Origin of the sequence: Cupriavidus sp. UGS-1, assembly GCF_021213615.1 — a bacterium.
Lineage (GTDB): Bacteria > Pseudomonadota > Gammaproteobacteria > Burkholderiales > Burkholderiaceae > Cupriavidus.
In genome coordinates this window covers 394,250-408,470 of the sequence record NZ_JAJQJF010000002.1, presented here as the reverse complement: position 1 = coordinate 408,470, position 14,221 = coordinate 394,250, and the positions used below count along the sequence as shown (strand labels likewise).

The window sequence follows — 14,221 nt, the reverse complement described above, 5'->3', positions numbered from 1 at the left end:
GTCAGAGCGGGAGAGTGTTGGCGAGGGCGTCGGCAAGCCGCTGCCAGCAGGGCTCCCGGTCGGGCGGCAATCCGAATCGCAGGCTCGGCAGGCCGGTGGAAGGCGGTGACGCCAGGGACGGCGCCGGTGCATCGAACAGCCGGGTCCAGACGCCCGCATGTGCCAGCGTCTGATGCAGCCGTGCGGCGTCCGCATGCGGCACCCAGGCGAACAGCGGCAGGGTGACCGGCGCCAGGCCATGCCGGCGCAGCAGCGCGTCCAGACGCGCGCTGGCCAGGCGCAGACGGGCCCGCGTGGCGGCCTGCCAATCGGTGTCGCACAGCGCCAGCCGCGCCACCGCGCGTGCCGGTCCGGACACGGTCCAATGGCCAAGGCGTTCGGCCAGTGTCTGCAGCAGCTCGGGCTGCGCCAGCACGAAGCCGCAGCGCACGCCGGCGAGTCCATAGAACTTGCCCAGCGAGCGCAGCACGATCAGGCCGGCGCGGCCGCTGTCCGCCGCCAGCGAGGCAACGTCTTCTTCGGCAAGAGACGCGTCGGCGAAGGCCTCGTCGACCAGCAGCGTGCCGCCGCGCGCCGCCAGCGCGGCATGCCAGCCCAGCAGGCGCTCGCGCGGCACGATGCGCCCGGTCGGATTGTTCGGGTTGACGACCACCAGATGATCGAGGCCATCGGCGAGCGCAGGGCGCGAGAAATCAGCCTCGTCCAGCGGCACCACGCGATGGCCGGCGGCGGCGAAGGCCGGCGCGTACTCGCTGTAGCCGAGCGCGGCGATGCCGACGCGGCCCGCCGGCAGCAGCGCGGGCAGCGTGCGGATCGCGGCCTGCGAGCCGGCGACCGGCAACGCATGCGGCGCGCCGTAGGCGCGGGCGGCAATCTCCGCGAGACCATCGTCGTCCTGCGGCAGCCGTTGCCAGCAATCGGCCGGCAATGGCGACACCGGATAGCCGTCGGGATTGATGCCGGTCGACAGGTCGAGCCAGTCGGCCGGGTCGCGGCCGTAGCGGCGCGCCGCGGCCAGCAGATTGCCGCCGTGGCGGATCGGAGGGGGCAGGGGATGCGGGTGATTCATCGCGACAGCGCCAGCAGTTGGTCGACGATGCCGTACGCGACGCAGAGCGCCAGCCACAGCCACAGCGTTCGCCGCACCAGCCGCAGGCTGGCCAGCACGTCGGCGGCGCCGGGCGGCTCGCCCTCACCGAGCGGCGGGCGCGCTTCCCACTGGCCGTGGTAGCGGGCCGGTCCGCCGAGCGCGACACCGAGCGCACCGGCGCCCGCGGCCATCACCGGGCCGGCGTTCGGGCTGGACCAGGCCGGCGCCTGCATGCGCCAGCAGCGCAGCGCGCGCCCGGTCGAGCCCAGCAGCGCGTAGGACAGCGCGGTCAGCCGGGCCGGCACCAGGTTCAGCAGATCGTCGAGGCGGGCCGCGGCCCAGCCGAAATGCAGCAGGCGCTCGGTCCGGTAGCCCCACATCGCATCGAGCGTATTGGCGAGCCGATAGGCGATCGCCGCCGGGGCGCCGCCGATCAGGAACCAGAACAGCGCGCCGAAGATCGCGTCGTTGCCGTTCTCGAGCGCCGATTCGCAGGCGGCCCGGGCCAGCGCCGGCGCATCGGCGTCCGCGGTGTCGCGCGAGACGATGCGGGCGGTCAGCTGGCGCGCTTGCGGGAGGTCGTCCCTGGCCAGTGCACTGGCGATCGGTTCGATATGCTGGCACAGGCTGCGCGCGCCCAGCGCGGCGTACAGGCCCAGCGCATGCAGCAGCCAGCCCAGCCACGCACCGGCGAACTCGCTGGCGGCCGCGATCAGCAGCGCGGCCAGCGCCGCCGGTACCAGCACCAGCGCGGACCAGGCCGCCAGGCCGATGCCGCGTTGGCGCCAGCGCGGTCCCGGCCGGTTCAGCGTGCGTTCGGCAGCATTGGCGAGCCGGCCGAAGCCAACCAGCGGATGCCAGCGGCGCGGCTCGCCGAGCCAGCGGTCGAGTCCCGCCCCGGCGAGGGCCGTCAGCGCAATGGCGGCTCCCGGCGCCAGCGGCGCCGCGGGCCACAGCGAGTTCACCATGCCGGGTCCGGTCCCTTGATCGCGACCGGCAGACCGGCGACCAGCAGCCGCACGCGGTCCGCCGCGGCGGCCAGCTTCTGGTTCAGGCGTCCGAGCTCGTCGACGTAGAAGCGCGTGATCGCGCCCATCGGCACCACGCCGAAGCCGATCTCGTTGGAGACCAGGATCACGTGGCCGGGCAGCGTCGGCAGCGCGGCCAGCAGCGCGTCCATTTCCTCGGTGAAGGCCGGCGGCGGCGTGATGACGCCGTGCTCGGGATACGGACGCTTGTCGAGAAAGATCAGGTTGTTGAGCCAGACCGTCATGCAGTCGACCAGGATGCAGCCGTCGCGGCGCGCATGCGCGTACAGCGCGTCGGCCAGACGCAGCGGCTCCTCGACCAGATTCCAGTCGGCGGGGCGGCGCGCGCGATGCAGCGCGATGCGCAACTGCATCTCCTCGTCGGTGTCGTCGGGATCCTCGCGCGCGGTGGCGATATAGGTCACCGGCCCGCCGGTCGCCACCGCATGATCGGTCGCCAACTGCTCGGCGTAGTGGCTCTTGCCGCTACGGGCGCCGCCCAGCACCAGCGTCAGTTCGCGCGGGCCGGGCCTGGGCAGGCCGACGGCCGCCTGGGTCGCCACCGCGATGGCCGCCTCGCCGGCGGGCAGCGCGACATCGGACGGCGTATCGGCTGGGCCGGTGCCGGCGGCGTGAGGAGGGGCCTTGGGTTCCATCCGGGTATTGTAGCGGCCGCATCGCGTGCCGACAGGGCGGATCCGCGCAGGCAGCGGCGCGCATGGAGCCGGCGCCGGCAATGGCCGCTCGGGCCGATGCGATAATCGCCGCGATGCAAGCCCTTCCCCAATCCGCCACGCCGGCCAAGCCCGCCGACCCTGCCGGCCCTGCACCAGCCTGCGTGCCGTGGTCCGCGCTGCGCGGCACGCTGATGATCCAGGGCACCACCTCCGACGCCGGCAAGAGCACCGTCGTCGCGGGCCTGTGCCGGCTGCTGGCGCGCGCGGCCGTGCGCGTCGTGCCATTCAAGCCGCAGAACATGGCGCTGAACAGCGCCGTCACCGCCGACGGCGGCGAGATCGGCCGCGCGCAGGCGCTGCAGGCGCAGGCCGCCGGGCTGGCGCCGCACACCGACATGAATCCGGTGCTGCTCAAGCCCAGCAGCGACACCGGCGCGCAGATCATCATCCACGGCCGCGCGCGGCTGGACCTCGATGCGCGCGCCTATCACCAATACAAGCCGGTCGCGATGCAGGCCGTGCTGGCCTCGCACCGGCGCTTGCGCGAGGGCTACGACGTGGTGCTGGTCGAAGGCGCCGGCAGCCCGGCCGAGATCAATCTGCGCGAGCGCGACATCGCGAACATGGGCTTTGCCGAGGCGGTCGATTGTCCGGTGGTGCTGGTCGCCGATATCGATCGCGGCGGCGTGTTCGCGCATCTGGTCGGCACGCTCGATTGCCTGTCGCCGAGCGAGCGCGCGCGCGTCAAGGGCTTCATCATCAATCGCTTCCGCGGCGATCTGTCGTTGCTGGAACCGGGGCTGGACTGGCTGCGTGAACGAACCGGCAAGCCGGTGCTGGGCGTGCTGCCCTATCTGCACGGGCTGCATCTGGATGCCGAGGACGCGGTGGCGGCCACGCAGTCGGCCAAGGACGACGGCGCGCCGCGGCTGCGCGTGATCGTGCCGGTGCTGCCGCGCATTTCGAACCATACCGATTTCGATGCGCTGCGCGCCCATCCGCGCGTGGACCTGCGCTGGATCGGCCCCGGCATGCCGATTCCGCCGGCCGACCTGATCGTGCTGCCGGGCAGCAAGAGCGTGCGCGCCGACCTGGCCTTCCTGCGCGAGCAGGGCTGGGAGCGGGCGCTGCTGCGGCATCTGCGCTATGGCGGCAAGGTCGTCGGCATCTGCGGCGGCATGCAGATGCTGGGGCGCCGCATCGAAGACCCGGACGGACGCGAGGGCGCACCCGGCGGCAGCGACGGCCTTGGCCTGCTCGATTTCGCCACCGTGCTGGCGGCCGACAAGCAGCTGCGGCAGGCGCGCGGCACGCTGGCGCTGCCGGGCGCGAATGCCAGCGTGGCCGGCTACGAGATCCATCTGGGCGTCACCGAGGGCCCCGCGCTGGCGCGGCCCGCGCTGCGGCTCGACGACGGCCGCGCCGACGGCGCGCTGTCCGACGATGGCCAGGTGCTGGCCACCTATCTGCACGGCCTGTTCGACGATCCGGCGGGCTGCGCGGCGCTGCTGCGCTGGGCCGGCCTGGACGGCGCCGACGGGGTCGACCTGGCCGCGCTGCGCGAAGCGTCGCTCGAACGGCTGGCCGATACGATGGCCGAGCATCTGGACCTGGCGGCCCTGCTGGCGCCGCTGCGGCCGGGGGGCTGAGGCTCCCAGGCGAAGGCCCCGGGTGACACGGTCCCGCAAGGACCGGCCTGCTACACTTGTTGGCTTTGTCAGCCCTCCAGCGCGGCGGTCATCGGCCGGCCGCGCCATCGTTCCCCACCATGGTTACCGGCCGCCTGCGCGTCCTGCTCGTCAAACTCCATCTGTATATCGGCCTGTGGCTCGGCTTGCTGTTCGTGCTGCTGGGCCTGACGGGCACCGTGCTGTCGTGGCGCCACGAGATCGACGCCGCGCTCAATCCCGAACTGCTGGTCGCGTCCGAATCGGTCACGCTGCCGCTGCGGGCGGACACCGTGCAGCAGGTGGTGGCGCGGCTGAAGGCCGATCCGCAGTACGGCAAGCCCAGGATGCTGATGCTGCCGGTGTCCGAACGCGACGTCTTCATCGCCTGGTACCACGTCAAGGAGCCCGGCACCGGCAGCGTGGTGCCGGGGCGCTCGCGGCAGGTGATGGTCGATCCGGCCACGCTGGCGATCAAGGGCGAGCGCGTCTGGGGCGAGCCCGGGCTGTCGCGTCCGCTGCTGATGCCCACGCTGTTCCACCTGCATCACTATCTGCTGGCCGGCGATACCGGCAAGACCGTGGCCGGCGTCGGCGGCATGCTGCTGCTGTTCACGGTGCTGGCCGGCATCGCGCTGTGGTGGCCGAAGCTGAAGGCGCGCGCGATCGTGCAGGCGTTCCGCATCACGCACGGCGGCTCATGGTGGCGGCTGAACTATTCGCTGCATCGCGCCGGCGGCATCCTGGCCGCGCCGGTGCTCGCGACCATCGCGTTTTCCGGCTGGTATCTGAATTTGCCGAAGTGGGTCACGCCGCTGGTCGGCAGCGTGATGACAGTCACCGCGCCCGCACGGCCGGCTTCCACGCCGCCCTACGAGGGCGCCATGCCGATGGGCGTGCAGCAGGCCGTCACGGCGGCCCAGGCGCTGTATCCGCAGGCGATCGTGTCGCGCGTGTCGTTCCCGCGCCAGCCGACCGACGCCTACGAGATCCGGCTGCGCCAGCCGGGCGAGGTGCGCCAGGGCAGCGGCGCGACCCGGCTGTGGCTCGATGCCTATACCGGTGCCCGCCTCGGCGTGCGCGATCCGCTCGCCGCGCCGGCCGGCGACACCGTGCTGAACTGGATGTACCCGCTGCATACCGGCGAGGCGTTCGGCATGCCGGGGCGCATCTTCATTTCCGCGTTCGGGCTGGCGCCGCTGCTGTTCGCGCTGACGGGCGTGCTGATCTGGTGGAAGCGCCAGCGCGGCCACCGGCGCCATCTGAAGAAGACCGAGCAGCGGCAGGCGGCGCACCGCTGATGCCGCTGATGCCGCTGCGCCCGTGCGAGCTCGCGCGGGCGATGCGGTCCGGCGGCTAGATTTCCAGATTGTCGATCAGCCGCGTGGCGCCGAGCTTGGCGGCGGCCAGCACCACCAGCGGTTCGCCGGCCGCGTATTCGTCGCGGCTCGGCGCCTGCAGGTTGCTGCGCTTGCGGATCGAAACGTAGTCGGGCTTCCAGCCGCGCGCCTTCAGCGCGTCCAGCGCCTGCGCCTCGACCGCGTTCAGCTCGGCGCCGCTGGCGGCGTTGGCCAGCACCTGGTCGCGCACCTGATGCAGCGTGCGGTACAGCGTCGGCGCCTCGGCCCGCTCGTCCGGCGTCAGGTAGCGGTTGCGCGACGACAGCGCCAGGCCGTCCTCGGCCCGCACCGTTTCGGCCGGCACGATGTCGATCGGCAGCGCGAACTGGTTGGCCATGCGCCGCACGATCATCAGCTGCTGGTAGTCCTTCTTGCCGAACACCGCGACGCGCGGCTGCGTGCACGAGAACAGCTTCATCACCACCGTGCAGACGCCGTTGAAGAAGCCCGGGCGGAACTCGCCCTCGAGGATGTCGCCCAGGTCGTGCGGCGGATCGACGCGGTATTCCTGCGGTTCCGGATACATGTCGCGCTCGGTCGGGGCGAACAGCACGTAGACGCCTTCCTTCTGCAGCTTCTCGATGTCGTCCTGCAGCGTGCGCGGGTACTTGTCGAAATCCTCGTTCGGACCGAACTGCAGCCGATTGACGAAGATCGAGGCCACCACCGGATCGCCATGCTGGCGCGCCAGCCGCATCAGCGACAGATGGCCTTCGTGCAGATTGCCCATGGTCGGGACGAAGGCGATCCGGTTCTGGCCGCGCAACTGGTCGCGCAGCTCGTGAATGGAGGAAATGACTTTCATGGATGCGTGTACTGCTCGTCAGGAAAAGCGCGCGGCGGTGCCGGTGCTATGCGGGGGTATAGGCCAGGCGCACGTAGATCGGCGCATAGGGCTCGGCCTGGGTGATTTCGACCAGGGACTCGCGCGACAGCTCCAGCATCGCGATGAAATTGACCACCACCACCGGCACGCCCTTGCCCGAGCGGATCGCATCCTCGAACAGCTCGGTGAACTCCATGAAGCGGGCATGCTGCAGCCGGCGCAGGATCTGGCTCATGTGCTCGCGCACGGACAGTTCCTCGCGCGAGATCTTGTGGTGCTGGTTCAGCTTGGCGCGCTTGAGCACGTCGGCCCAGGCGGCCTGCAGATCGGTGGTGTCGACGTCGGGGAAGCGCGGCGCCAGGCTCTGCTCGATGAAGACCTGCGAGCGAAGGAAATCGCGGCCCAGCTGCGGCACCTGGTCGAGCTTCTGCGCGGCCAGCTTCATCTGCTCGTATTCGAGCAGCCGGCGCACCAGCTCGGCGCGCGGGTCCTCGGCGTCCTCGTCGCTGTCGGCCTTCTTGACCGGCAGCAGCATGCGCGACTTGATCTCGATCAGCATCGCGGCCATCAGCAGGTACTCGGCCGCCAGCTCCAGGTTGCTCTTGCGGATCTGCTCGACATACGCCAGGTACTGGTGCGTGACCTGCGACATCGGGATGTCGAGCACATTGAAGTTCTGCTTGCGAATCAGGTACAGCAACAGGTCCAGCGGCCCTTCGAACGCCTCGAGGAAGATCTCGAGCGCGTCGGGCGGGATATACAGGTCCTGCGGCAGCTGGAACAGCGGCTCGCCGTACAGGCGCGCGAACGCCATGCCGTCGACCGTCTCCGGCGAGGTGCCATCGGGCGCCACGCTGGGCAGCTCGAGCGCGAGCGCGAGCTTGTCCTGTTCGCTATGGTTCATGAGTGGGGCGGATCTGCACGCAGCGCGGTCGTCGGCAGGGACTGCGGCGCCGGGATGCGTGCCGGCATCAGTCCAGCGAGTAGACGTAGGGCTTCTGCGGGACCCGCGATGCCTCGGCGCGCTGGCGCTCCTCGAGGTCGATCGGGGCCTTGTCCCACAGCAGGGCGCGGCCTTGGCGCTGTTCCGCCTCCAGCGACGGGCGCTCCTGCTTGAGCGCCTTCAGGAACTGGGTGATGTCGGATTCGTACATGGCCATGGCAGGAAAGCTATACAGAATGCAAAAGGGGAATGGAAAACTGCCGCGATTCTACCGTATTGCCATGCCGCGGCGGGCTTTGCCGGCCCCGGGCGCTCGGGGTTTGCGGATCGGGCGGCAGGGTGTGGTCAAATAGCGACTTTGCCGGATCGCAACGACGGATGATATTGGACCTCGGGATCATGCGCCTCGGATTCCGCCGCCCCCGGGCCTGCGGCGCGGCGGCGCCCGCGCCCGTCTCGGCGGCCTCGCCGGCCTCGCGGCGGCTGGGCCCGATACTGGCGTTCCCGCTGGCCCCGCTGCTGGCCCCGCTGCTGGCCCCGCTGCTGGCGCTGCTGTTCGCCATGCTGCCGGCGCCGGTCCAGGCGGCCTACCGGGTCCAGGTGGAGGCACCCGAGCCGTTGAAGGACATCCTGGAAGAGCATCTGGACCTGATCCGCTATCGCGAGCGCGCCGACCTGGGCGAGGACCAGATCGCCTACATGATCGAGACGGTCGGCGACCAGGTCCGGGCCTTTGCCGCCACCGAGGGCTGGTTCGATCCGCAGACCACCACCCGCGTCGAGGGCAGCGGCGACAGCCGCGTGATCCACGTGACGGTCGACCCCGGCGCGCGCACGCTGATCCGCGCGGTCGATGTCGATGTGCGCGGGCCCGCCGCCACGCGCTCGCCCGAGCAGGTCGCGGCGATGCGCGAGAAGTGGGGCCTGCCGGTCGGCGAGCCGTTCCGCCAGTCGGACTGGGACAAGGCCAAGGAAGACGCGCTGGTCGAACTGCAGAGCAACGCCTACTACGGCGCCAGGCTGGCCGCCTCGCAGGCGCGCATCGAGCCCGAGGAACGCGCCGCCGATCTGAGCGCGACCTACGACAGCGGCCCGGCCTACCGCATGGGCGCGCTGACGGTGCGCGGCACCCGCCGCTATCCCGAGCAGATCGTCCACAACGTCAATCCGCTGTACGTCGGCGAACCCTATCGCGTCGAGCGGCTGCTGGAACTGCAGCGGGCGATCCAGAACCAGCCGTATTTCTCCAATGTGCAGGTCGAGCTCGGCGATCCGGTCGCCGACGCCGACGGCAATGGCGAGACGGTGACCGCGCCGGTCAATGTGCGGGTGCGCGAATATCCGACGCACCGCGTGGTCTCCGGCGTCGGCTACAACACCGATACCGGTGCGCAGGTCGAGGGCCGCTACGCGTACTACAACCTGTTCGACCGCGCCTGGATCTTCGATTCGCAGGCCCGCATCGAGCAGAAGCGCCAGTACGCGTTCGCCGAGATCGCGATGCCGCCGGACAGCAAGACCTATCGCAACAGCGTCTACGGCAGCTACGAGCGCACCACCGACATCGAGAACACCGATACCCGGAGCTGGCGCACCGGCGTGCGCCGGTCCCGCACGCGCGAGCGCTACGACACCGTGTTGTCGCTGGATTTCTACTACGACGACCTGCGGCCCTACGATCAGCCGCGGCAGCTGAGCAAGGCGCTGGTGCCGCAATATGCGTGGACCCGGCGCGATGTCGACAACCCGGTGTTCCCGCGCCGCGGCAACATCATCAACACGCAGGTCGGCGCGGCGGTCGAGGGCTTCCTGACCGACCAGACCTTCGTCCGCCTCTACGGCCGCATCCGTCAATACATCCCGGTGCGCACCCGCGACCTGATCGTGGCCCGGCTCGAGCTCGGCGCGGACCTGACCAGCGGCAGCGCCGACAAGATCCCGGCCACGCTGCGCTTCCGCGCCGGCGGCACCGATTCGATCCGCGGCTACGGTTACCAGTCGATCGGCACGCGGCGCGGCGCCAGCGTGCTGCCGGCCAAGTATCTGGCCACGACCAGCCTGGAGTACCAGTACTGGTTCAAGCCCGACTGGGGCGCGGCGATCTTCTGGGACGCCGGCACCGCCACCAACAACCTCGACGGCGTGCGCATCTACCACGGGGTCGGCATCGGCGCGCGCTGGCGCAGCCCGGTCGGCCCGGTCCAGCTCGACGTCGGCTACGGCATCCAGGAGCGGCAATTCCGCCCGCATATCTCGCTGGGAGTGGCATTCTGATGGCGATGCGTCCTTCGTGCCGGCCGGCACCGGTGCATCGGCCGATCGCCCGGATCGCTCCGCTCGCTACCGTCCCCGACGCTTTCCCGAGTCCTGGCGCATGAGCACGCCCGACCTGCCTTCCGTTCCTGCCCGCGGCAGCGAGTCGCCGCGCGCGCCGCAGCCGCGGCGCCGGCGCTGGCTGCGCGTGTTCGCCGGCGTGCTGCTCGCGCTGGTGGCCCTGCTCGTACTGCTGGCGATCGCGCTCGGCGCGGCGCTGCGCACCGAGCGCGGCTCGCGCGAGCTGTGGTCGCTGGCGACCCGGATGTCCGCCGGCGTGCTGGCTGGCCAGTATCAGGGCGGCACCTTCGCGCACGGCCTGCAGCTGCGCGACGTGGTGTTCGCGCAGGGCGATACCCGCGTCAGCGTCGACCGTCTCGACGGCAGCTGGTCGCTGGCCTGGCATCTGGGCCCCGGCCGGCCGCGGCTGCATGTGGCCGCGCTGCGGCTGGGCAACGTCGACGTCCGGCTGCCGCCGTCCGCGGACGAGCCCGACAAGCCGCCGCCGACCTTGCCCGACTCGCTGTCGCTGCCGCTGGCAATCGACGTCGATGCGCTGACGGTGGCGCGGCTGTCGGTGCTGCGCGGGCCCGAGGCCACCGCGTCGCCGCTCGTGTTTTCCGATCTGTCGGCCGCCTTGCATACGGACGGCAGCCGGCATCGGCTGACCGTCGATCGGCTGGTCACGCCCTACGGCAAGCTGTCGGCCAACGCGCAGGTCGCCGGCGAGGCGCCGTTCGCGCTGAACGGCGAGGCGCTGCTCGAAGGGGAATGGCAGAAGGAAGCCTACAACGTCAGCGCGCGCGCCGACGGCACGCTGGAGGCGCTGCGTGCCGATATCGAGGCGAGCGGCGACCGGCTGCGCGGCCGCGGCGAGGTCGAGCTGACGCCGTTCGGGCCGGTGCCGTTCACGCGCCTGCGGGTCGACGGCGAGCGCATCAACCCGAGGCTGTTCAATCCCTCCGCGCCGCAGGCCAATCTGTCGGTCCATGCGGAACTGCGGCCGGTGGACGCCAGCGGTGCGGCGCCATCGGCGCCGGCCAGTGTTCCCGCGGCGCCGGCCAGCGTTCCGGCCGCGCCGGCCAGTGTTCCGGCGGCCTCGGCGCCGCAGGCTTCGGCCCCCGCCGCGTCTGGCGCCGCGCCGCTAACCGTGGCCGGCGAGGTGTCCATCCGCAATCACGAGGCCGGGCCGCTGGACGCCGAGCGGCTGCCGGTGCAGTCGGTGCGCGCGACGGTCGAGCTGAGCCAGGCGGCGCAGCATGTCCGCGACCTGCACGTGGCGCTGCCGGGCAATGGCGAGATCGCCGGCAGCGGTTCGCTGCGCGACGGCCGCGGCGGTTTCGACCTGGACGTGCGCCGGCTCGACCCGCATGCACTGCACGGCAAGCTGCGCAGCGCGCGGCTGTCCGGCCCGGTGATCGTGCGGCTCGAGCCCGGCCGCCAGAGCGTGGCGCTGGACCTGGGCGGCGGCGAGCTCAAGCTGTTCGCCGACGCGCGCATCGACGCCGACGCGGTCACGCTGGCCGCGCTGCGCCTGGGCGTCGCGCAGGGCAGCGTGCACGCCGAGGGCAGGCTCGGGCTGAAGGAGCAGCAGCCGTTCAGCTTCAAGGGCCGGATCACCGATCTGGACCCGGCGGGGCTGGCCAGCGTCGCCAAGGGCCGCATCAACGCGAACTTCGACGCCTCCGGCACGCTGGCCGGCGAGCCGCGCGTGGCGGCGGATTTCTCGATCGGCGACAGCGAATACGCCGGGCTGCCGATGACCGGCGGCGGCAAGATCCGGCTGGCCGGCCAGCGGCTGCTGCCGAGCGAGGCGACGCTGTCGATGGCCGGCAACCGCGCCGACCTGCGCGGCAGCTTCGGCGCGCGCGGCGACCGCATGACGGTGGCCGTCGACGCGCCGCAGCTCGACCGCCTGAAGTTCGGCGTGGGCGGCACGCTCAAGCTCGATGGCCAGGTCAGCGGTACCTGGCAACGGCCCGAGGTCACCGCGACCTACGAGGCGCGCGCGCTGTCGATGGGCCCGCATCGGGTCGACAGCGCCAGCGGCAACGCCGATCTGCGCGGCGGCATCGACGGGCCGCTGCGACTTCGGCTCGATGCGCGCGGCTATCGCGGCCCGCAACTGACGATCGGCACGCTGCAGGCGAGCCTGGACGGCACGCAGGCCAGGCACAGCTTCAGTGTCCAGGGCGAGGGCCGCGTTCGGCGCCGGCCGCTGCAACTGCAGGCGGCGGGGCAGGGCAGCTGGAAGAACGGCACCTGGACCGGCACGGTCAGCACGCTCGAGGAGCGCAGCACCGTCGAACTGCGGCTGCTGACGCCGGTGGCCGTCAGCGCCGGCGCGCAGCGGCTGACGCTGGGCGCTACCCGGCTGCAGCTGGAGCGCTCGACCCTCGTGCTGGACAGCCTCGATTGGGACCGCGGCCGCATCCGCTCGAAGGGCCAGCTCAGCGGCCTGCACGTCGGCCATCTGCTGGAACTGGCCGAGGTCTTCACCGGCGACGCGCCGCCGCTGCGATCGGACCTGGTGCTCGATGGCGAATGGAACCTGAATCTGGCAGAAACCGCGTCGGGCTTTGCCGAGCTGCGCCGCCGCAGCGGCGACCTGTCGGTCAACGCGGGCCGCGGCTACACCACGCTGGGACTGGGCCAGACCGTGCTGCGCGCCGACGCCGCCGGCAACCGCCTGCAGCTGCGCGGCAACGTGGTGTCGTCACGCCTGGGCAACGCCAAAGTGGACGCGTTCGCGGGGCTGATGCCGGAGCAGGGCGTGCTGACGGTGACGCCGGCCTCGGCGCTGGGCGGCCAGGTCGCCTTCGACGTGCCGCGGCTCAAGGCGCTGGAGGCGCTGACCGGTCCACAGTACGCGTTCGAGGGCCGGCTGGCGGCGGCGATGCAGCTGGCCGGCACGGTCGGTGCGCCGGTGCTGACCGGCACCGTCAACGGCGACGACCTGGGCGTCACGCTGTACGACCTGGGCATCCGGCTGACCGACGGCATCGTCCGCATCGTGCTCGACCGCAACGTGATCGAACTGCGGCAGGTGGTGTTCCGCGGCGGCGACGGCACGCTGACCGCCAGCGGCAACGTGCGGCTCGGCGAGGCGGACCCCACGCTGCGCGCGCGCATCGTGGCCGAGCGGCTCGAACTGTTCGCCAGCCCGGAGCGCACGCTGGTGGTGTCGGGCAATGCCGATATGGCCAACGAGAACCGGCAGTTCGTGATCCGTGGCAAGTTCCGCGTCGACCGCGGGCTGTTCGACCTGCCCAAGGCCGGCGCGCCGGTGCTCGGCGACGACGTGGTGATCGTGCGCAAGTCCGACCGGCGCGCCGAGCGCGACGTGCGTACCGCCGCCACGCCGGCGGTGCCGGAGTCGCAGCCGACCAGCCGCTTCGCCCCGGTGATCGACCTGTCGGTCGACCTCGGCGACCGCTTCCGCTTCCGCGGCGCGGGTGCGGATTTGCTGCTGGCCGGCCGCCTGGGCGTCAACAGCGAGCCCTTGACGCCGCTGCGCGTCACCGGCACCGTGCGGGTGGTCGACGGCACCTACGAGGCCTTCGGCCGCCGGCTGCAGATCACGCGCGGCATCGTCAATTTCAACGGCCCGGTCGGCAATCCGAACCTGAATATCCGCGCGATGCGGCTGAACCAGGAAGTCGAGGCGGGGGTCGAGGTCACCGGCACGGTACGGTTGCCGCGGGTGCGGCTGGTGTCCGAGCCCAATGTTCCAGACGAGGACAAGCTGTCATGGCTGATGTTCGGTTACGGCGCCGAGAGCGCGGCGGCGGGGCAGCAACAGCAGTTGAGCGGCGGCGCGCTGGGTGGCGCGGCGCTCGGCATGCTCGGCTCGAAGGCGGGCAAGGGCATCGTGCAGCGATTCGGCATCGACGAGTTCTCGATCGGCCCGAGCACGGCGGGCCTCAGCGACCAGCAGGTGGTCAGCGTCGGCAAGGCCGTCAGCGAGAAGATCTCGGTCGGCTACGAGCAGAGCCTGACCTCGGCGGCCAACGTCGCCAAACTGACCTGGGCCTTCTCGCGGCGCTGGTCGCTGATCGCCCGCGGCGGCTCGATCAACGGGCTGTCGCTGCTGTTCAATCGCCGCTTCGACAGCTGGAGCCAGCTGTTTTCAGGATCGACAACACGGCGCGAGGGCGCCAGGAGAGAGCAGGATGCAAGCACCGGAAGCACCGGCGGGGACGCCGACAATCCGCCCACGCCACCCGCGCCACCGGCAGGGCCCACCGAGGCCATCAAGCGATGACGGCGGCAATGGT

General features: G+C 71.4%; 10 protein-coding genes. 4 read left to right on the top strand and 6 right to left on the bottom strand.

Annotated elements, in window-relative coordinates; genetic code table 11:
- Window position 1: 1 nt before the first annotated feature.
- Genes cobD through cobU form a run of 3 tightly spaced genes read right to left on the bottom strand, consistent with a single transcriptional unit; the run spans window position 2 to window position 2,774 of the window.
- Window positions 2–1,069: a threonine-phosphate decarboxylase CobD gene (gene cobD / locus LRR16_RS04380; RefSeq protein ID WP_232204898.1), complete on the bottom strand. Its 1,068-nt coding sequence runs from the start codon at window positions 1,067–1,069 to the stop codon at window positions 2–4.
- Window positions 1,066–2,058 carry an adenosylcobinamide-phosphate synthase CbiB gene (cbiB, locus tag LRR16_RS04375; RefSeq protein WP_232204897.1) on the bottom strand — a complete coding sequence of 331 codons (993 nt, stop codon included), beginning with the start codon at window positions 2,056–2,058 and terminating at the stop codon, window positions 1,066–1,068. The genes cobD and cbiB overlap by 4 nt, the downstream gene beginning before the upstream one ends.
- Window positions 2,052–2,774 (bottom strand): bifunctional adenosylcobinamide kinase/adenosylcobinamide-phosphate guanylyltransferase, encoded by a 723-nt coding sequence (gene cobU / locus LRR16_RS04370; RefSeq protein ID WP_023264528.1) that lies wholly within the window; start codon window positions 2,772–2,774, stop codon window positions 2,052–2,054. The genes cbiB and cobU overlap by 7 nt, the downstream gene beginning before the upstream one ends.
- A 113-nt stretch (window positions 2,775–2,887) precedes the next feature.
- Between cobU and LRR16_RS04365 the strand changes: the two genes are divergently transcribed.
- Together LRR16_RS04365 and LRR16_RS04360 are read left to right on the top strand one after the other, a co-directional pair.
- Window positions 2,888–4,444, top strand: a complete 1,557-nt coding sequence (locus LRR16_RS04365; RefSeq protein WP_370646753.1) for a cobyric acid synthase — start codon at window positions 2,888–2,890, stop codon at window positions 4,442–4,444.
- A gap of 119 nt (window positions 4,445–4,563) precedes the next feature.
- Window positions 4,564–5,763 carry a PepSY domain-containing protein gene (locus LRR16_RS04360; protein ID WP_232204896.1) on the top strand — a complete coding sequence of 400 codons (1,200 nt, stop codon included), beginning with the start codon at window positions 4,564–4,566 and terminating at the stop codon, window positions 5,761–5,763.
- A gap of 55 nt (window positions 5,764–5,818) precedes the next feature.
- Here LRR16_RS04360 and panC read toward each other — a convergent pair whose 3' ends face one another.
- The 3 genes from panC to LRR16_RS04345 all read right to left on the bottom strand — a co-directional run bounded on the left by panC (window position 5,819) and on the right by LRR16_RS04345 (window position 7,848).
- A complete protein-coding gene (gene panC, locus LRR16_RS04355; protein ID WP_006579311.1) occupies window positions 5,819–6,667 on the bottom strand; it encodes a pantoate--beta-alanine ligase in 849 nt (282 codons plus the stop codon).
- 46 nt (window positions 6,668–6,713) lie between these two features.
- Window positions 6,714–7,592 (bottom strand): ScpA family protein, encoded by an 879-nt coding sequence (locus LRR16_RS04350; protein ID WP_053821142.1) that lies wholly within the window; start codon window positions 7,590–7,592, stop codon window positions 6,714–6,716.
- A gap of 67 nt (window positions 7,593–7,659) precedes the next feature.
- A complete protein-coding gene (locus LRR16_RS04345; protein WP_006579309.1) occupies window positions 7,660–7,848 on the bottom strand; it encodes a DUF3460 family protein in 189 nt (62 codons plus the stop codon).
- Window positions 7,849–8,030: 182 nt separating this feature from the next.
- On the opposite strand from LRR16_RS04345, the gene LRR16_RS04340 reads away from it, so the two are divergent.
- Window positions 8,031–9,905 (top strand): autotransporter assembly complex family protein, encoded by a 1,875-nt coding sequence (locus tag LRR16_RS04340; RefSeq protein WP_232204895.1) that lies wholly within the window; start codon window positions 8,031–8,033, stop codon window positions 9,903–9,905.
- A gap of 100 nt (window positions 9,906–10,005) precedes the next feature.
- Window positions 10,006–14,208, top strand: coding sequence for a translocation/assembly module TamB domain-containing protein (locus LRR16_RS04335; RefSeq protein ID WP_232204894.1), 4,203 nt, complete (start codon window positions 10,006–10,008; stop codon window positions 14,206–14,208).
- Window positions 14,209–14,221 lie beyond the last annotated feature (13 nt).